Source organism: Anaerotignum sp. (assembly GCF_031981185.1).
Classification (GTDB): domain Bacteria; phylum Bacillota; class Clostridia; order Lachnospirales; family Anaerotignaceae; genus Chakrabartyella.
This window is the reverse complement of the sequence record NZ_DALYUL010000012.1, coordinates 77397-95978: the sequence shown is the minus strand read 5'-3', so window position 1 is coordinate 95978 and position 18582 is coordinate 77397. Positions and strand designations below refer to the sequence as shown.

At 41.0% G+C, this 18582-nt stretch carries 13 protein-coding genes, 1 pseudogene and 1 riboswitch; of the genes and pseudogenes, 11 read left to right on the top strand and 3 right to left on the bottom strand.

All coding sequences use genetic code 11. The annotated features are described in order from the left end of the window. Positions 1-137: 137 nt before the first annotated feature. The 3 genes from RTK36_RS08645 (at position 138) to RTK36_RS08635 (ending at position 2698) form a co-directional block, all read left to right on the top strand. Positions 138-611: a pyridoxamine 5'-phosphate oxidase family protein gene (locus RTK36_RS08645; RefSeq protein WP_312046255.1), complete on the top strand. Its 474-nt coding sequence runs from the start codon at positions 138-140 to the stop codon at positions 609-611. 108 nt (positions 612-719) lie between these two features. Further along, positions 720-1715: an SPL family radical SAM protein gene (locus tag RTK36_RS08640; protein ID WP_312046259.1), complete on the top strand. Its 996-nt coding sequence runs from the start codon at positions 720-722 to the stop codon at positions 1713-1715. Between the two features lie 341 nt (positions 1716-2056). Next, on the top strand, positions 2057-2698 hold the full coding sequence (locus RTK36_RS08635) for a peroxiredoxin (RefSeq protein ID WP_312046253.1): 642 nt from the start codon (positions 2057-2059) through the stop codon (positions 2696-2698). Positions 2699-2950: 252 nt separating this feature from the next. On the opposite strand, the gene RTK36_RS08630 is transcribed toward RTK36_RS08635, so the two are convergent. Beyond that, positions 2951-3514, bottom strand: coding sequence for a TetR/AcrR family transcriptional regulator C-terminal domain-containing protein (locus RTK36_RS08630; RefSeq protein ID WP_312046251.1), 564 nt, complete (start codon positions 3512-3514; stop codon positions 2951-2953). Between the two features lie 164 nt (positions 3515-3678). Here RTK36_RS08630 and RTK36_RS08625 point away from each other — a divergent pair, with 164 nt between their 5' ends. Continuing rightward, positions 3679-4896 carry an efflux RND transporter periplasmic adaptor subunit gene (locus tag RTK36_RS08625; RefSeq protein WP_312046249.1) on the top strand — a complete coding sequence of 406 codons (1218 nt, stop codon included), beginning with the start codon at positions 3679-3681 and terminating at the stop codon, positions 4894-4896. Further along, positions 4893-7988 (top strand): efflux RND transporter permease subunit, encoded by a 3096-nt coding sequence (locus tag RTK36_RS08620; RefSeq protein ID WP_312046247.1) that lies wholly within the window; start codon positions 4893-4895, stop codon positions 7986-7988. The genes RTK36_RS08625 and RTK36_RS08620 overlap by 4 nt, the downstream gene beginning before the upstream one ends. Before the next feature lie 368 nt (positions 7989-8356). Here RTK36_RS08620 and RTK36_RS08615 read toward each other — a convergent pair whose 3' ends face one another. Continuing rightward, entirely contained in the window at positions 8357-9010 is a 654-nt protein-coding gene (locus RTK36_RS08615; protein WP_312046245.1) for a GntR family transcriptional regulator, read from the bottom strand. 266 nt (positions 9011-9276) lie between these two features. Here RTK36_RS08615 and nifJ point away from each other — a divergent pair, with 266 nt between their 5' ends. From nifJ to RTK36_RS08600, 3 genes are read left to right on the top strand one after another with little or no spacing between them, the layout of a single operon-like run. After that, positions 9277-12789 carry a pyruvate:ferredoxin (flavodoxin) oxidoreductase gene (gene nifJ, locus RTK36_RS08610; RefSeq protein WP_312046243.1) on the top strand — a complete coding sequence of 1171 codons (3513 nt, stop codon included), beginning with the start codon at positions 9277-9279 and terminating at the stop codon, positions 12787-12789. Positions 12790-12837: 48 nt separating this feature from the next. Next, positions 12838-14313 (top strand): 4-hydroxyphenylacetate 3-hydroxylase family protein, encoded by a 1476-nt coding sequence (locus RTK36_RS08605; protein ID WP_312046241.1) that lies wholly within the window; start codon positions 12838-12840, stop codon positions 14311-14313. A 60-nt stretch (positions 14314-14373) separates the two neighbouring features. Beyond that, on the top strand, positions 14374-15528 hold the full coding sequence (locus tag RTK36_RS08600) for a pyridoxal phosphate-dependent aminotransferase (protein WP_312046239.1): 1155 nt from the start codon (positions 14374-14376) through the stop codon (positions 15526-15528). A 146-nt stretch (positions 15529-15674) separates the two neighbouring features. On the opposite strand, the gene RTK36_RS08595 is transcribed toward RTK36_RS08600, so the two are convergent. After that, positions 15675-16439, bottom strand: a complete 765-nt coding sequence (locus RTK36_RS08595; protein WP_312046237.1) for an MBL fold metallo-hydrolase — start codon at positions 16437-16439, stop codon at positions 15675-15677. A gap of 366 nt (positions 16440-16805) precedes the next feature. Continuing rightward, positions 16806-16925: riboswitch (TPP riboswitch) on the top strand. 61 nt (positions 16926-16986) lie between these two features. Here RTK36_RS08595 and thiS point away from each other — a divergent pair. The 3 genes and pseudogenes from thiS to RTK36_RS08580 all read left to right on the top strand — a co-directional run. Then, positions 16987-17181 carry a sulfur carrier protein ThiS gene (gene thiS, locus RTK36_RS08590; protein ID WP_312046235.1) on the top strand — a complete coding sequence of 65 codons (195 nt, stop codon included), beginning with the start codon at positions 16987-16989 and terminating at the stop codon, positions 17179-17181. Position 17182: 1 nt separating this feature from the next. Continuing rightward, positions 17183-17824, top strand: a complete 642-nt coding sequence (gene thiF, locus RTK36_RS08585; RefSeq protein WP_312046233.1) for a thiamine biosynthesis protein ThiF — start codon at positions 17183-17185, stop codon at positions 17822-17824. A 24-nt stretch (positions 17825-17848) separates the two neighbouring features. Continuing rightward, a pseudogene (locus RTK36_RS08580) lies at positions 17849-18582 on the top strand (thiazole synthase); the annotation flags it as partial.

The following is an 18582-nucleotide window of genomic DNA, read 5'->3' as shown; positions in this document are numbered from 1 at the left end:
ATGGGAAGATAAAGTATCAGCCATATTGAAAAAAACCTCTATTTAGCTACGTTTTATATTAATCAAACCCCAAGTCTTAAAACCCAAGGGTTTTCATGGTACAATAAGTAAAAAAACAAGGTTAAGGAGAGGATTTTATGCAATATAGAATGAAGACACATCCGTTATCTGAAGAGCAAATAACAAAATTACTGGAGCGATCACAAACTGGGAACTTGGCAACAATAAATCTGGATGGAACACCATATGTTACACCAATCCATTTTATTTATTATAACAATAAAATATATGCCCATGGACTTCCAAAAGGAAAAAAGCTTGACAATATTACCCATGATCAACGAATAGGATTTTCTGTTTATGAAATGGATAAATTGCTACTGGATCCTAATGAGAAACCATGTGACACTAATACAAAATATGAGAGTATTATTATTTCCGGAAAAGCACAACTTGTGGAGGATATTCAAGTAAAAGCAAATATTTTGAAAAAAGTAGTGGAAAAATATACACCTCATTTATCGGGCAAGGAACTCCCTGCTCCCATGGTTAAGGGCACGGCGGTTATTCAAATAGATATAGCCGAAATTACCGGAAAATACTATTCTTAGTAACCGGCAATGGGTTTTAATTAAGGAATATTTTTATGTAGGCTCTTAACGGAATATTTTTCAGTGCTTTCGGCAAACTATAACCGTTAGGAGGTGGTCTGCATGGATATGGCTTTTGATGCGGTATATTATGAGCCGGGTGCTCTTAATTATCAGCTGGGGCAGATGTTGCAGCAAAAATATGAAAGTTTACCTTGGAGAGAGATAGAAAATCATAATCGTATAATGGAAATGACCTCAGCAGAAAACCGAGATTTTCCCAAATTAAAAAATCATTTAATAATTGGAATTAGAAAAACTCATCGATATGTACCAAATCATAAGGTTTCTGACTGGTTGGTTCCCTACACATCCTCTGGGTGCAGGGCGATGTGTTTATATTGCTATCTTGTATGCAATTATAATAAATGTGCTTATCTACGACTTTTTGTTAATCGTGAGCAAATGCTTGATAGACTGCTGAAAAAGGATGCGGCAGCTGATGTGCCTCAAACGTTTGAAATTGGCAGTAACAGTGACTTGTTGTTAGAAAACACAATAACGGATAATTTGCTCTATACAATCCAACGTTTTGGACGAGAGGGTAGAGGCAAGCTGACTTTTCCTTCAAAATTTGACATGGTTCAACCATTGCTAGACCTTGATCACCGCCAAAAGACGATATTTCGTATGAGCGTGAATCCTGAGGAAATCATAAAACAGGTAGAGTTTGGTACCTCTCCCCTGTCGGCAAGGATTCGAGCGCTGAACGACATGGCAGAGGCGGGATATCCCGTGGGGATGTTGATTGCTCCTGTAATACTGCTTCCCAATTGGAAGCAGCTATACGGCCAACTGATAGATCGTCTTTCAGATGAATTGAGCCAAAAAGTATTACAAAATGGCTTTATAGAAATCATTTTAATGACATACAGCTTTGTACAAAACGCTATCAATACAGAGGCTTTCCCCAATGCGATTCAGCTTTATGATCGGGAAATCATGACGGGCCGTGGGCGTGGTAAATATTGTTATCGAAATGATATCCGGGGGGAAGCAGAATCTTTTTTGCGTGAAAAGCTTTCTCAGAGATTAGGTTCTATGCCTATACTATATATTTCATAGTGGTTTTGGTAGATCCCAATTAATCCTAGAAGAATGGGCGACAAAAAACAGGGAAAAGCGTTTCTTTTGGATAAAATTTTATTAAATCAATAATTAATTAAATGCTTAGTATATTACTGAATTGAAACTAAGAGCTTTGCGTCTTTATAAAGGTGAAAAGGCTCTTTTTTTATATAATTTTCAATCAAATTATTAAAATCAAACTACCAAATAAGTTAAGGTGCGGAAAGATCAAGTATCTAAGCTACACGAAATACCTTCTTTCGTAAATATCAATTGTATTTTATTGGATATGGTGTATAATTTTTATAGAAGAGATACTATTTTTAAGGAGGAATTTTATGAAATTATCACTTAGAGACAAATTTCCAGATATAACAGTAGAAACAACAAAGGGAACAGTACACTTACCAAATGATTATCAAGGCAAATGGTTTGTATTATTTAGCCATCCCGCAGATTTCACACCTGTTTGTACCACTGAATTTGTTGCGTTCCAAAAAAGAAAAAAACAGTTTAACGATTTAGGCGTTGAATTGATTGGATTGAGTGTGGACAATTTAGAATCCCATGAAAAATGGATTCAATGGATTAAAGAAAATATTTATGTTCAAATAGAATTTCCAATTATAGATGATGAGAAAAGAAAAGTAGCTGAAACCCTTGGCTTAATTCATCCAAATGAAGATGATACAGCCGCAGTCAGAGCAGTCATTATTGTGGATCATAATGGAAAAGTAAGAACTATGTTAGAATACCCCAAAGAGATTGGAAGAAATATTGATGAAATATTGAGAACGGTGAAAGCACTTAAATTAGCATCAATCAAGAAGGTTTTTTCGCCTGCAAATTGGCCGCATAATGAAATTATCGGTGATAAGGTTTTATTCCATAGAGGCGAAAATGATGATCCGAAATTGGACAAGGAAAGAGGGATCTATAGTTTGTCTGATTGGTTTGTGTATAAGAATTTAGAGGACTAAAAGGAATTATCATAGTAAATATCTAAACTTACATAGATCTCTAATATGCAGTGTTTTGGATGAAAATCTTGTGAGAAAAAGGCGGGGATTTATTTAAAAAAGATTAAATTTCTAACTAGGCCCCCAGTGTTCTTAATGGATTTAATTCTGATTTTCTGAAACGTAAATTTAAGAGATATATATTATTAAGGAGTATTCGTATGTGAATACTCCTTTTCCATTACCAATCTTCAAACAAATGCAGAATTAAAATTACCAAACAATCATCAAACTAATATATTCCACTATTTGTTCTATGGAAATTTCCATACCGTTTTGTAGCCACCACATAACCAATGCAATGGCGGCACCTGTATAGTACTCGGACATAATGGGAATGGGAATTGCACTGGGGATACCTAAACGTGTTTCATCCATACGAAAACACCGAGTAAGATAGGTGCGAACAGTATCCTGTAGAAGAACTGTCATAAAGTCATTTTTAATATGAGAGACACTCTGCACGAAAAACACTTTGTTGTTTTTTACATATTCAAACATTTGCCGCAAGACACGCCCATAGTATTCTTGTTCTGTCTCTCCTTCTATAATATGTATTTCACTAAATTTACGCTGTTCTTCTGAAAACATTGTCTCCAACAATTGATATTTATCTTGAAAATGCTTATAAAATGTGGTGCGGTGCACCATAGCCTTTTTACAAATATCCGTCACAGAGATTTCTTCAAAGGGTTGCTTTAGGGTTAATTCATAAAGGGCTTCGCTGAGAAGTTTATAGGTTCTTTGCATACGCAAATCGACTGTCTGTTCATCCATATTCAATTCTCCATTCTACACTTTTTAGAAAAGTGTAGTTTAAGCTACACTTTGCAAAGTTTGTTTCTTGATTTTTCATACAAAAAATAATATCATGCAATTCAACAAGTGTAAACAAAATACTTTTGAAAACAGAGAGACAAAAATAATAAAGGAGAAGTGCAATGATTCAGAGAATGAGAAAATCCATATGGGTGGTGCCCGTTTTATGTGCAGTGCTATTTACAGCCTGCAACGATGGAAAAGAGCAAGACCAAGGGGAAGGAAGAAAGGTTGCCGTTGCAACCGTGGGTGAAGCGGCTTATACAGATACATTAAATCTAAGTGGCAGTGTAGTTCCAATTGAAACTGCAAATCTTTCATTTAAACTTGATGGGAAATTGAAAGGAGTATATGTGAGAGAGGGTGATTCGGTGAAATTGGGGCAGAAGGTGGCTGAACTTTCCATGGATGATTATTCGTTACAGGTTCGGGCTGCCCAGGCTCAGGTTCGGGCCGCTGATGCCCAGTATTCCACTGTTAAACTACAAGCGAATACAGATGTACCCTCGAAAATTGCGCAGGCAAAGGCACAATTGGAGCTCACTCAAAAAACCTATGACAGAGTAAAAAGCTTATGTGATGCACAAGTAGTGTCTCAAAGTGATCTTGATGAAATATCAGCAAAGCTGGCGGCGGATGCTGAGACATATCAACAGGCATTGGAAGGGAAAAATATGGCTGAGGCACAGATGGAGGCTGCGGCAGCACAAAAAGATCAGGCAATTGTGGCCGCAGATAAAGCAGTCAAGGACTTGACGGACACTTTAATGGACAGTCCTATGAATGGTGTGATATTAAAAAAGGTTATGAATGAAGGGGAAACAGTAGCGGCGGGATATCCAGTTGTGATTATTGGTCGAACAGATGAAGTTTACATAGAAGTTGGTGTTCCAGATGAACGAATTAATGAAATGAAGCAAGGGCAGCAAGCCGAAGTTTCGGTGTATGGCATAAAAACTGCATTCCAAGGAAGCGTTTCTGAAATCGGTGCATTGGCAGACAGCAATACCCGTACATTTACTGTGAAAATAAACGTTAAGAATCCCGAGGGGTTATTAAAGCCAGGAATGATAGCTAATGTTACAATTCATACTGGTTCGCAAAAGGCAGTTCTGATTCCATTAGATAGTGTGTTACAAAGGGCCGATGGTTCAGCTGTTTTTGTGTACGATTCCGTGAGCAAAACCGTTAAGAGAAAGTTGGTGACAACGGGAGAAATTTGTGGAAGCTCCATTGAAATTCTTTCAGGATTGGAGTTTGGAGAAGAAATTGTGATAGAAGGACAATTTTTATTATACGATGGAGATGCTGTTCAAATTGCAGAGGAGGTTAAGCCATGATTTCATGGAGTGTTAAGCATAAGGGCATTCTTGCGCTGCTCACCGGACTTTTTATGGTACTTGGCATATACGCCTTCATTGTAATGGAGCGGCAGGAAAATCCTGAGGTAACCAGCCCCGTTGCCTCTGTTACCTGTATTTATCCCGGTGCAAGCCCTGAGGATATAGAAAAGCTAATTGTGAAACCCATGGAAGACAAGATTGACACAATAGCTGGAATTAAGAAACTGGAAAGCTATTCCGTAGATTCAGCTGGGGTAATTCAGATTACATTGAAAGATATGAGCGACAATGAGATTAATAAAAAGTGGGATAAACTGCGGGAAAAGATTGATGAAATTAAGCCTGAGTTGCCTTCTGATGCAGAGGCTCCAGTTATCAAGACGGATTTTTCCAGTTCCTATGGGCTCATTATTGGGCTCTCCGGAGATGATAACACCAATCAGGAGATAGCTGATGTGGCAAAACAGATGAAAAATATGCTTTCTAGGGATACAGATGTGAAAGCTGTAGATATCATGGGGGATGAAAAACAGCAAATAGAAATTGCCTTAAATATGTCAAAGCTTCAACAGTATGGAATTGCTCCTGCTACAGTGGCGGCTCAACTTACAGCTCGTAACATTAATATTCCCGGCGGAAATCTTGAGCTTTCAGGAATGAAAATTCCCATTCAGGTTTCTGGAGAATATCAATCTATGGAGGAAATTAAGAATACCATTGTTTCCGTTTCAACGGATGCCGGGACTCCTGTTTATTTGAAAAATGTGGCTGAGGTTTATCAGACAGCGATGAAGCCTGAAAGGCAGGTCTATGTGAATGGTAAACAAGGGGTGCTTATCGGGGTTAAGTATGCAGATGGAATCAATATATTAAATGTGGAAAAACGCCTCCAAGATAACATCCAGAAGTTTGAAAAAACGAAGCTGTATGCTGGAATGAAACTGACAGAGTTAAACAATCAGGCAAGCTTTGTTAAGAATTCCATTGATATGTTTTCAGATAATCTGATAGAAGGAATTCTTTTAGTATTCGTAGTTGTTTTGATATCCATGGGGTTGCGGTCAGCGGCTGTTGTATCCATTCCCATTCCGATTATCTGTATTCTTGTTTTTGGCTATATGTATCTGACCAGAATTCCCCTTCATCAGGTGGCAGTTGCATCTCTGATGATTTCCCTAAGCTTAATGGTTGCCAACGGAATCGTTGCCAACGATAACATACACGTTTATCTGGCTAAGGGAGAGTCGTTGAAAGACTCCTGTATTAATGGCGTAAAGGAGGTAAGCATTCCTATTTTAACCTCATCTCTGACAACGGTTGCGTCTTTTCTTCCATTGGCGATGATGAACGGTGATGCAGGTAAATTTGTCAAAACCCTCCCCATATTGGTTAGTGTGGCCTTGGCTGGTTCCTACCTTACTTCATTGACTATTGTTCCAGCTCTGGGACATTTGCTTTATAAGCATTCAACTGATGATAAGCCTGGCAATACTAAACGCTCAATCATTGCTGTTTGGAAACAAAAAATAATGGAACAATTGCGTTTAAAAACATTTTTTGAGAAGGGAAAAGTGCTTTATGGTCAGGTATTGAATTTTTCATTAAAGAGGCCAGGAAGGGTGCTGTTGTTTTTTGTTGCACTGCTTGTGGCATCTTCGCTTATCATACCCACGTTATCGGTGCAGCTTTTTCCACCGGTGGAGCGAGATCAATATGTGCTGAATATAACAACCCAGGATGGCAGCACCCTGGAAAAGACCCAGTCACAATGCAGAAAGGTTGCCCAGGTGCTTGAGAATGAAAAATCTGTAGAATCCTTTTCAAGTACTGTTGGAGACGGTTTTATGAAATATTATGTTACTTTTGAGCCAGAACAGCAGGCTACCAATAAAGCACAATTTCTGATTAATGGAACACGCTCAGAGGCTGCGGCTGTAGAAAAGAAAATTCTTCAACAAGTTCCGGGAATTAGTACGACCCTGAAATATTTAGAAATCAGTCTGCCTTTAACCTATCCCATTCAAGTAAGAATATCCGGTGATGATATTGAAAAATTGAGAAGTCTTGCAGTTGACATTGAGGAGCGGTGCCGCACTGTACCCGGTACCAGAAATGTGGAAGATAATTATGGAGACAATAGCTATCGTCTAAATGTTAATGTAAATGAGGAAAAGGCAAACCTCGTAGGAATCACCAACTATGATGTTGCCAGTACAGTAAGAATGGCTGTAAATGGCTTGGAAATTGTGAAAATGAAACAGAAGGATTTGGAGAAAGACTCTCTTCCTGTGATTGCCAAAATATCAGATAAGGATAAAACAAGCAGAGAAATACTAAATACCATTTTCCTGACATCTCAGGTAACAGGAAAAAATGTTCCCCTAACCCAGATTGCTACCATAGAAACCCAATCCTCATTAAATCAAATTATTCGTAGAAATAGCCAGAGAACAATTACCATTGGCAGCTATGTGGAGGAAGGTTATAATACTACGGCGGTGATGGAAAATGTGGAAAAGAGCATGGAAGGATTGAATCTTCCCGATGGTTATACATTGGAATACGGCGGTGAAAGCGAAAACAGCAAAGATGCATTTTCTTCTATGACATTGCCTGCAATTATTGCTGTTATTCTCATCTATATCATATTGGTATTCCAATTTGGTGATCTTTTGGAACCGCTGATAATCATGGGTACCATCCCGCTATCATTGATCGGGATTATCTGGGGGCTAAAGGTGATGAACTATCCCATCGGATTTATGGCTCTGCTTGGTGCAATCAGCCTAATGGGAGTTGTTGTAAATAATGGTATCGTCCTTTTGGATTATATCAAGGTGCTCCTTCCTAGGGCTAATCATTTTCAGGAGGCTATTGTGCAGGCATGTGAAACACGTATGCGTCCCATTATGATTGGAATGATTACAACGGTTTTCTCCCTTCTTCCACTGATGATTTCCGGAGGGCCGTTGTGGGCACCAATGGCTACGTCAGTCATATTTGGAATGATGCTCTCCACAGTTCTAACTATGATTGTCATTCCTTGTGCCTATGCCCTGATTGCCAAGAGGCGAGAAAAAAAGAAATAATAGATGTAAATTCAAAAAAGGCTTTGTTCATAATTTAGAGAACAAAGCCTTTTTCTGTGGGTAACAAGTCATCTTTAAGTGAGAGTCCGTGGAATTAGGCTAATCAACAAGCATACAGGAAATAGAAGAATTTGCGTCTGCATAAAGGTGAAAAAATAAATTTGCAAGAATAAGGGGGGCTATTAAAGAAAAAATCGTTTCCTTTGGAGGCAGATAGATAGGGGAGCGGAGGTGACATACGTAGGTTAGTTGCCAGATTGATAAGGGGTGGTTATTGGGTTGGGGAAGATTGCTCTCCAACCCTTGTTTTCTTCTTTAATCCTGCATTTTAAGATGGAAAAAATAATCTAGAACTAATAAAGGTTGTCTTATTCAGCGGTATAACCATTACATTTTAATAGATATGGATTGATTTGATGGAAATTCTTATAGTGTTGACAAAGCAAAGCAGTCGCTTCTTCGATATTTCCCGTTCGGATTGCAGCCACAATGGGTTTATGATGGTGAATCTGCAAAAGGCTATGGGCGATGTCAGTATATTTTGAAATCTGGATTAAGTGGATCTGCTGATACAAGGCATGCTGTTGCCGAATCAAAAGGGAATTATTTGATATTTTTGTGATTGCGAGATGGAATTCGCAATCGGTCTGGATACGCCCGTAAATATCACCCTTGGCAGCAATCCCTTCACATATGTCTGCTAACTCATTTAATTGATCAAAGTCTGCAGCACTTCCATAGTATGCCGCTAGCTGTATACTCAGTATATCTAAAGAAAGACGAACTACACCGATTTCCTGAACTTCTTCGTCAGAAAAGGATTTCACTGATGCTCCTCGATTCGCCTCGATGGTAACAAGACCTTCTGCTTCTAGATACCGCAGGGCATCATGAACAGGGGTTCTGCTGATAGAAAGTTTTTTTGCAATTTGCAGCTCCGAAATGCGTGCACCTGGCAAAAGTTCCATGTGGAAAATCATATTTTTGATTTGTTCATAAGCAAACTCTTTTTGAGACTGCATCAACAACACCTGCTCTCTTCTGCTTTTCGGATAATCTTTTGATTTATAATTATAAGTTATTATCTTATCAGTGTCAATGAAATCGGGTTAGGGTGCATTTCGTTTTATTGCATAAAGGACAAGAGAAAAAATTGGTACCTTTGCCGAAAAAAATTTTCTCTATTGACGAAATAAGTATTCGGAATATAATTGAATGTAACATATATTGATTGCATGCAATTATATAAATTACATGCAATTTCAGTAATTCAAAGGAGGAACTGTCTATGCAAAAGAAATTCAAATTAATGGATGGAAATCAGGCGGCGGCTTATATTTCTTACGCTTTTACAGAAGTGGCAGGGATTTATCCTATCACACCATCTTCTTCCATGGCGGAGCATGTGGATGAGTGGTCGGCAAATGGAGAGAAAAATTTGTTTGGTCAACCGGTACAAGTTGTGGAAATGCAGTCGGAAGGTGGTGCAGCTGGCACTGTGCATGGCTCATTGCAATCGGGAGCACTAACAACGACTTATACGGCGTCTCAAGGGCTGCTATTGATGATCCCTAATATGTATAAAATTGCAGGGGAAATGCTGCCGGGGGTATTCCATGTTTCGGCTCGAACGGTTTCTACCCATGCCCTTTCCATTTTTGGAGATCATTCGGATGTAATGGGGGTAAGGAGTACAGGTTTTGCCATGATTGCTTCTTCTTCACCCCAAGAGGTCATGGATTTGGGGGCAGTTTCGCATTTGACGGCCATTCATTGCCGCATGCCAGTACTGCATTTTTTTGATGGTTTTAGAACCTCCCATGAAATTCAAAAAATAGAGGCACTGGATTATGAAATGCTGCGGCCGTTAGTAGATTGGAATGCAATTGAGGCGTTTCGAAAGAACTCCCTTAATCCAGAGCATCCTGCTACAAGGGGAACAACGGTAAACCCAGATATCTTTTTCCAGTGTAGGGAGGCTTGCAACGAAAAGATTATGGAGATACCCAATGCTGTGGAGCACTATATGGACGAGATTAAAAAAATAACAGGCCGCGAATATCATCTTTTTGATTATTATGGCGCTAAGGATGCGGAATTGGTTATAGTTTTGATGGGTTCTGCAGGGGAGACAGCAAAGGAGACGGTGGACTATCTAGTTTCTCGTGGAGAGAAGGTTGGTGTTGTGATTGTGCATCTGTATCGCCCATTTTCTCCAGCGCATTTTTTATCAGCGGTGCCTGCCACTGCTAAAAGAATGGCAGTTTTAGACCGCACCAAGGAACCAGGAGCTACAGGAGAGCCACTGTATCAAGATATCTGTGTGGTTTACCAGCAAAAGGGTATTCCCATGGAAATTGTGGGCGGACGCTATGGACTCAGTTCCAAAGACACTACGCCGGCTCAGCTGGTATCGGTGTTTGAAAACTTAAAACAAGATGTTCCCCAAAATAATTTTACCATTGGTATTGAAGATGATGTAACCTACACCTCTCTGCCGGTTGCAGAAGAAATTGAGGTTGCATCGCCAGGGCAGACCAACGTAAAAATCTGGGGATTAGGCTCTGATGGAACTGTGGGCGCAAATAAAAACTCCATTAAAATCATTGGTAATACAACGGATTTACATTGCCAGGCATATTTTGTATATGACTCTAAAAAGTCAGGGGGGCTGACACAGTCTCATTTGCGTTTTGGGAAGACGCCCATTCGTTCCCCATATTTAGTGAACAATGCAGATTTCGTGGCATGCCATACGCCATCCTATGTACATAAATATGAAATGATAAAGGACTTAAAAGAAGGGGGCACGTTTCTGCTGAACTGTACTTGGGACGAGAAAGGTCTGGAGGAAAATCTCCCTGGAGGCATGAAGCGGGCCTTGGCAACTAAGAAAGCAAGGTTTTACACCATCAATGCCATTGAAATTGCCCAAAGATTGGGATTGGGAAGCAGGACAAATACCATTTTACAGTCCGCTTTTTTCCGGTTGGCAAACATCATTCCTATGGAACAGGCAGAAGTAGAAATGCGAAATGCCATTTATAATACCTATTACATAAAAAAGGGGCAGGACGTGGTAGACCAGAATTATGCTTCCATTGAATATGGCGTAAAAGAACTACGAGAAGTGGAAATTCCTGAACATTGGATGACAGCTCAGGACAGCGTAGTCATGGAAGAAACAAAGGATTTTATCCGTGAAGTGGCAGCGCCTATGAATCGTCAGGAAGGAGACGCCATTCCGGTTTCTTTGATTAAAAAGTACGGCTTGGAGGATGGAACTTGGCCTGCTGGTACCACGAAATATGAGAAACGAGGAATTGCTACGGCGGTTCCTGCATGGAATATAGATGCTTGTGTGCAATGTAATCGTTGTTCCTTGGTTTGTCCCCATAGTGCAATTCGCCCATTCTTGCTGGATGAAGAAGAGAGGCAAGTGGCACCAACGGGATTTGTTACGAAGGGGGCGGTAGGTGCTGGGCTTGATAAATATCATTTCCGCATCCAAGTATCTCCCTATGACTGTACAGGTTGCGGTAGTTGCGTTCATGTTTGTCCGGCAAAAGAAAAGGCACTGGTTATGGAGAGCTTGGAAAGTCAACTCAAAGAGTCGGAGAATTGGCTATTTGGGACAGAAAAGGTGGAAGTGAAACAGGATGCTGTGAGTGCTAAAAATGTGAAATCTTCTCAGTTTGCAAAGCCTTATTTTGAATTTTCAGGGGCATGCGCAGGTTGTGGAGAAACACCTTATATTAAGTTGGTCACACAACTTTTTGGTGACCATATGTATATCACAAATGCTTCAGGTTGTTCCTCTGCTTATGGCGGTTCCACCCCATCTTCTCCTTATTGTACCGACAAACGAGGTTTTGGTCCTACATGGGCGATGTCATTGTTTGAAGATAATGCAGAATATGCTTATGGCTATCTGTTGGGGCAAAATGCGATTAAACGCCAACTTCAAGAAAAAATTGAGATATTATCTGCTAAGGAAACCTTGGGGGAGCCATGCAAACTGTACATAGAAAAAGGTGAGCAGCCTGAGGAATCTCGAAGGGTCAGCGATGCTCTTTTGGATGCCATTGAAAAGGACAACAGTCAGGAGGCCGCATTCATTCGGCAAAATAAAGAGTATTTGTCAAGAAAGAGCGTGTGGGCTTTTGGTGGTGATGGATGGGCTTACGACATTGGTTTTGGTGGTTTGGATCATGTATTGGCTTCCGGCGAGGATATTAATATCTTGGTATTGGATACGGAGGTATATTCCAATACTGGGGGGCAGTCCTCAAAGGCAACGGCGGCGGGTGCTATTGCTAAGTTCTCTGCTGGGGGAAAAAGGACCAGAAAGAAGGACTTGGGCATGATGGCAATGAGTTATGGGTATGTTTATGTGGCTCAGGTTGCAATGGGGGCAGACCCGGAGCAAACCTTGCGGGCGATTCGTGAAGCCGAGGCATACCATGGGCCGTCTATGGTGATTTGCTATTGCCCTTGTATTGAGCATGGCATGAAAACTAGCATGGGATTAAGTCAACTAGAAGAAAAGAAAGCAGTAGAAGCAGGGTATTGGCACTTGTATCGCTATAACCCACAGCGGAGGGCAGAAGGGAAAAATCCTTTTGTCCTAGATTCTAAGGAGCCCACCGAGGAATTCAAAAAGTTTTTGTTGGGTGAAAACAGATTTGCATCCTTGGCATTGTCTTTCCCTGAAAAGGCTGAGGCCTTGTACGCCAAAGCGGAACTGGATGCAAAGGAACGCTATGCCCGCTATCGTGATTTATCGCAACAGGAACAATGAGGTGGAAAGAAGATATAAGGAAGCAGGAGAAGATAAGGAGGAATTAGCATGGCACTGATGACAGGAAAGGATTATTTTGATAGTTTACGCCGAATGAAAACCCGCGTCTATCTGCGAGGAGAAAAAGTTGAGAATTGGGTGGATCATCCGCTTATTAGTCCCTCTATCCGTTGTGCTGCGATGACATATGCCTTGGCACAGAATTCTGAGTATGAGGATTTGATGACAGCTACCAGCAATCTTACGGGAAGGAAGATCAATCGCTTTACTCATCTTCACCAATCGGCGGAAGATTTGGTGAAAAAAGTGAAGATGCAGCGGCTGTTGGGACAGAAAACAGCAAGCTGCTTCCAACGTTGTGTGGGTATGGATGCATTTAATGCGGTCTATTCCACTACATTTGAAATAGATGAAGCGAGCGGCACGCATTACCATGAAAACTTCAAAAATTTTTTGATTTATGTTCAAGATAATGACTTGATGGTGGATGGTGCTATGACGGACCCTAAGGGAGACCGTAGTAAGGCGCCCCATGAACAGGCTGATCCGGATATGTTTGTTCGTGTGGTGGAGAGAAGGGAAAATGGCATTGTTGTTTGCGGAGCAAAGTGCCACCAAACAGGGGCAGTCAACAGCCATTGGCAGCTTATTATGCCTACCATGGCAATGGGAGAGGCAGATAGAGACTGGGCAGTCTCCTTTGCCTGTCCCTCCGATGCAGAAGGCGTTTATATGGTATATGGGCGGCAGAGCTGTGACACAAGGAAGTTGGAAGGGTGCAGCATTGATGTGGGTAATGAGAAGTTTGGTGGTCAGGAAGCCTTGGTGGTGTTGGATCATGTTTTTATACCCAATGAATATATTTTCATGAATGGTGAGTATGCATTTGCAGGCATGATGGTGGAACGTTTTGCCGGATATCATCGCCAGAGCTATGGAGGATGTAAGACGGGGGTAGGGGATGTAATCATCGGAGCAGCTGCTTTGGCAGCAGAGTATCATGGGGTGGAAAAAGCCAGCGCAGTCAAGGATAAGCTGATTGAAATGATACACCTGAATGAAACCATGTATTCCTGCGGTGTTGCCTGCTCCTGTGAGGGATGTGAAACAAAAGCAGGAAATTATCAGATTGATCTGCTTCTTGCTAATGTTTGTAAACAAAACGTTACACGCTTTCCCTATGAAATTGCTCGTTTAGCGGAGGATATTGCAGGAGGACTTATGGTTACCATGCCTTCCCAGGTTGATTTTGAATCTGAGCTTCAGGTTGGGAGTCAGGGGGAAACAATCTCCCATATCTGCCGAAAATACTTTTCAGGGAAAGAGGGGATTCCTGCTGAAAACCGCCAGCGGGTGCTTCGTTTCCTAGAAAATATCTGTTTGGGTGCAGATGCAGTGGGCTATCGCACGGAATCCCTGCATGGTGCAGGTTCGCCCCAAGCACAAAGAATTATGATTGCCCGTCAGGGAGACATTCAAGGGAAAAAGCAAATGGCAAAAAATATCACGGGGATTCAGAAATAAGTATAGTTCCTTATTTTTCTGTGTAGTAATGAACTTTATGAACAGAAAGGGTGGTATGGTATGTCTTTTGTTTCAGAGAAAAGTAAAAAACTTCCCCATTCGGTTATCCGTGAAATGTTTGCCTTGCAAGGGGAATTAGAGGATGTGGTAAGCTTTGCTTTGGGAGAACCGGATTTTCCGCCTCCTAAACATGTGGTTGATGCTGTTATGGACTCTTTTCAGCGGGGAGAGACCCATTATACCCCCAATGCCGGTATTCCGGCGTTGCGGTTGGCTGTGGCAGAAAGCTATCAAAACCGTGGCTTGCAGTATGATTCAGATGAGATACTGATTGGTGCTGGTGCCATCAGTGTGCTTTGCTTGGCTTGTATGGCAATACTGGATGCAGGGGATGAAGTGCTGCTCCCAGACCCTGGGTGGGCAAACTATAAAGGGCTTATATTGCAGGTTGGGGCTGTTCCTGTTCCCGTAAAGATTTATGAGGAAAACCAATTTATGTATGATGTGGAGGATTTACGTAAAGCAATCACCTCTAAAACGAAAGTAATTCTGTTGAATTCTCCATCTAATCCTACAGGAAGTGTGGCAAGTGCTGAAAATTTGCGGAAGATTGCAGAGCTGGCAAAAGAGAAAGATCTTTACATTTTGACAGATGAAATCTATCACGCTTTATTATGGGATGATGAACCATATTGTAGCATTGCGGCTTTTCCGGGAATGAAAGAACGTACCGTCATTGTGGATGGTTTCTCTAAAAAATATGCGATGACAGGCTTCCGCTTGGGCTATGGGGCGGCGCCAAAAGAAGTCATATTGACAATGACAAAATTGCTGGAGAACGTACTCTCCTCTGTGAACGAAGGGATGCAGTGGGGTGGTGTTGCTGCGCTAAAGGGAAATCAGGATGAAGTGGAGCAGATGAAAGCACATTATAAAAGCAGGAGGGAATTAATGGTGAATGGGCTAAATGCCATTGAAAAAATTAGTTGTTTACCGCCGAAAGGTGCTTTTTATGCATTTGCCAATATTTCTAAAACAGGGCTTTCTGCCCGTGAATTTGCCCTCCGCTTGCTGCATGAAAAACATACGGTGGTAGTACCCGGCGTAGGTTTTGGTGAAGGGGGAGAGGGTTATATCCGTCTTTCCTATGCTACTGATGAAAGGACAATTCGTGAAGGGTTAAAACGCATTGGTGAATTTACAGCGTCGCTGTAAGGGTGCCACTGTAACACTTGGATATTGATTAAATATTTAGTGTTTAAGGTTTGACGTTCACCATGGCAAAAAATTCTTTTAACAAAATAGAGAGTAAATAAATAAGCAGAGAGCGATGGCTCTCTGCTTAAAATTTATGATACATACTACAACCAGATTGCCCAGTCCCCGTAATCAAATGTTCCACTCCCGTGGTGTAGCATTCCCTCTGCCTTTAACTTTCTCAAAGCATCTCTCATACGAATAATAATTTCAGGCTCAATGTCCAATGAATGATGTGCGGGAAACACCTTTTTAACAGAAAGGCTTGAGACGGTTTCTAGAGAACAAAGATAGGCAACAGGATCTGTGGAGGGATAGTAAGCAAACAAGGTGTCCTTATAAATTAAATCCCCTGTGAAAAGATAGCCTTTTGCCGCTTCAAAAAAACACAAATGTCCGGGTGAATGCCCCGGCGTATGAATGATTTCGATGGTTCTTCCTCCCAGGTCTATCACTTCATTACCATATAAAACTTTTGTTGGTTCACCTTGAAAAAATTCATAAGTACCCACGTCATATCCTTCAGGGGGATCACAACGATCTAAGACCATTTCTCGTATTGTGTCCATGGTTAAAGGAAATCCACCCCTCAACCAGGGGAGTTCTTCCTCGTGGGCATAAAAATCCGGGAAATATTTGTGTCCACCGATATGATCCCAATGGATATGTGTTGCAATTGCCGTTATAGGTTTATCTGTCAACTGTTTTACCACTTCATAAATATTGGAAATACCAAGCCCGGTGTCAATGAGTAAACTGCGGTTTTCTCCGTTTAACAGGTAGCAGTGTGTTTCCTCCCAGTGCCGATATTCACTGATAATGTAAGTACGGTTATCGATTTTGTCTATTGTAAACCAACCTTCCTTCATTTTTCTCCTTCTTTCTTTTTACTTTATTCTATCTAATTAAATCACCTAAGGTGAACTAAATCATCCCATAAGTATACTACTACTTAATTTGAAAAGAAAGGGAATATTATCCAGTTTCACTGCTTTGCGTTGTTAGTTTTGGAAATCATGAGTCTATATCATGCAAAAGAAGCTTGTGATAAAACACTATTTTTTTATGAAATTGTTAGGCACACCAACGTCTGTTTCTTTAATTCATAGTGCCGGTATATAAGAAGAAACAGATTAAATGCGGTCATATCTCCCATCAGAAATTATCATAAAAGATTAATATTTTTCGATTTTTTCTTGCGTAATGCCATATATCGTAGTATTATTGTGATTAACAATTAAATAAAGGGGAGCTTGAGGGTGTATATACCCAAACAGGCTGAGAGGAAGGTATGACCTTCGACCCATTAACCTGATTTGGATAATGCCAACGTAGGGACGACTGAGTTTAAATTTTTATGGGAAGTTGCCAATCAGGTAACTTCCCATTTTTAATTTATTAAGGAGGTTTTAAGTCATGGTAAAAATCAATGGAACACCCCATGAAGTTGTAGGAAAGACTTTGGCAGAGTATTTGTCTACAACTACCTATGATTCCAAACGGATTGCCGTTGAAAGAAACGGAGAAATCGTTCCTAAAGGGAGTTATGGCGAAGTTGAGTTAAAAAAGGGTGATGTGATTGAAGTTGTTAGTTTTGTGGGAGGGGGTTGAAATGAATCGTATTCCAACAAAGGATGAAATGCGGCAGGCACTTGACAATCGCAATGGGAAGCTATTGCAGGATCAATTTGCAAAAGCTACTGTTGCAATCTGTGGGCTTGGAGGCCTTGGTTCTAATATTGCAGTATCTCTTGCCCGTGCAGGGGTGGGAAAGCTGATTTTGATTGATTTTGATAAAGTGGATATTACCAACCTTCACCGCCAGCAATATAAGGCATCTCAAATCCAGTGTTTCAAAACCCAAGCTCTTGCAGAAAATCTAAAGGAAATTTCGCCATATATTGAAAGCACAATCTTTACTCAAAAAATAGACGAAAGTAATTTTCAGGAGCTATTGCAGGAGGCAGATATCATATGCGAAGCCTTTGATGTGGCCGAAGCAAAAGCTTTGTTGGTCAATGGTGTGTTGGAAAAGATGCCAGAGAAATATCTGATTGCCGCTTCCGGAATGGCTGGGCTTGATTCAGCAAATGTCATTCATACAAGAAAGATCACAAACCGTTTCTATCTCTGCGGAGATGAAGTCAGCGATGTGGCTGATCAGATTGGTCTTTTTTCCTCCCGCGTTATGATATGCGCCGCACATCAGGCACATATGGTTCTTCGTATTCTAGGGGGAAAATTTGAAGCTTAAAAATTGAGAAAGAAGGTATATATTATGCAATCAAAGGAAAAATGGAACATTGGAGGGAAAGAGTTTCGTTCCCGATTCATCCTAGGGTCAGGCAAGTATTCTCTTAATTTAATCGAAGCGGCTGTAAGAGATGCCGGGGCAGAAATAATTACCCTAGCTGTTCGCCGTGCAAATACGAAAGAGCAAGAAAATATTATGGATTACATCCCAGAAGGGGTAACGTTATTGCCCAATACCTCGGGCGCCAGAAATGCCCAGGAAGCAGTGCGTATTGCAAGACTTGCAAGAGAGCTGGGTTGCGGAAATTTTGTAAAAATTGAAATTATGCGAGACTCCAAATATCTCATGCCAGACAATCAAGAAACCATCAAGGCTACAGAAATTCTTGCAAATGAAGGATTTGTGGTTATGCCTTATATGTATCCAGATTTAAATGTGGCTAGAGATTTGGCGAATGCCGGGGCTGCTTCCATTATGCCCTTGGGGTCACCCATTGGCTCAAATAAGGGTCTTGCAACAAAAGAATTCATTCAGATTTTAATTGATGAAATTGACCTACCCATTATTGTCGACGCTGGCATTGGCAGACCTTCTCAGGCATGTGAGGCGATGGAGATGGGTGCTGCGGCAATTATGGCAAATACGGCTCTTGCCACAGCGGGGAATATCCCCATGATGGCATCTGCATTTGGACAGGCAATCGAAGCTGGACGCAAGGCGTATCTCTCTGGTCTTGGACGAGTGCTTGTTCGAGGGGC

Coding starts and splice junctions, on each gene's coding strand:
- RTK36_RS08645 (WP_312046255.1), top strand. CDS start 138: ATGCAATATAGAATGAAGACACATCCGTTATCTGAAGAGCAAATAACA.
- RTK36_RS08640 (WP_312046259.1), top strand. CDS start 720: ATGGCTTTTGATGCGGTATATTATGAGCCGGGTGCTCTTAATTATCAG.
- RTK36_RS08635 (WP_312046253.1), top strand. CDS start 2,057: ATGAAATTATCACTTAGAGACAAATTTCCAGATATAACAGTAGAAACA.
- RTK36_RS08630 (WP_312046251.1), bottom strand. CDS start 3,514: ATGGATGAACAGACAGTCGATTTGCGTATGCAAAGAACCTATAAACTT.
- RTK36_RS08625 (WP_312046249.1), top strand. CDS start 3,679: ATGATTCAGAGAATGAGAAAATCCATATGGGTGGTGCCCGTTTTATGT.
- RTK36_RS08620 (WP_312046247.1), top strand. CDS start 4,893: ATGATTTCATGGAGTGTTAAGCATAAGGGCATTCTTGCGCTGCTCACC.
- RTK36_RS08615 (WP_312046245.1), bottom strand. CDS start 9,010: ATGCAGTCTCAAAAAGAGTTTGCTTATGAACAAATCAAAAATATGATT.
- nifJ (WP_312046243.1), top strand. CDS start 9,277: ATGCAAAAGAAATTCAAATTAATGGATGGAAATCAGGCGGCGGCTTAT.
- RTK36_RS08605 (WP_312046241.1), top strand. CDS start 12,838: ATGGCACTGATGACAGGAAAGGATTATTTTGATAGTTTACGCCGAATG.
- RTK36_RS08600 (WP_312046239.1), top strand. CDS start 14,374: ATGTCTTTTGTTTCAGAGAAAAGTAAAAAACTTCCCCATTCGGTTATC.
- RTK36_RS08595 (WP_312046237.1), bottom strand. CDS start 16,439: ATGAAGGAAGGTTGGTTTACAATAGACAAAATCGATAACCGTACTTAC.
- thiS (WP_312046235.1), top strand. CDS start 16,987: ATGGTAAAAATCAATGGAACACCCCATGAAGTTGTAGGAAAGACTTTG.
- thiF (WP_312046233.1), top strand. CDS start 17,183: ATGAATCGTATTCCAACAAAGGATGAAATGCGGCAGGCACTTGACAAT.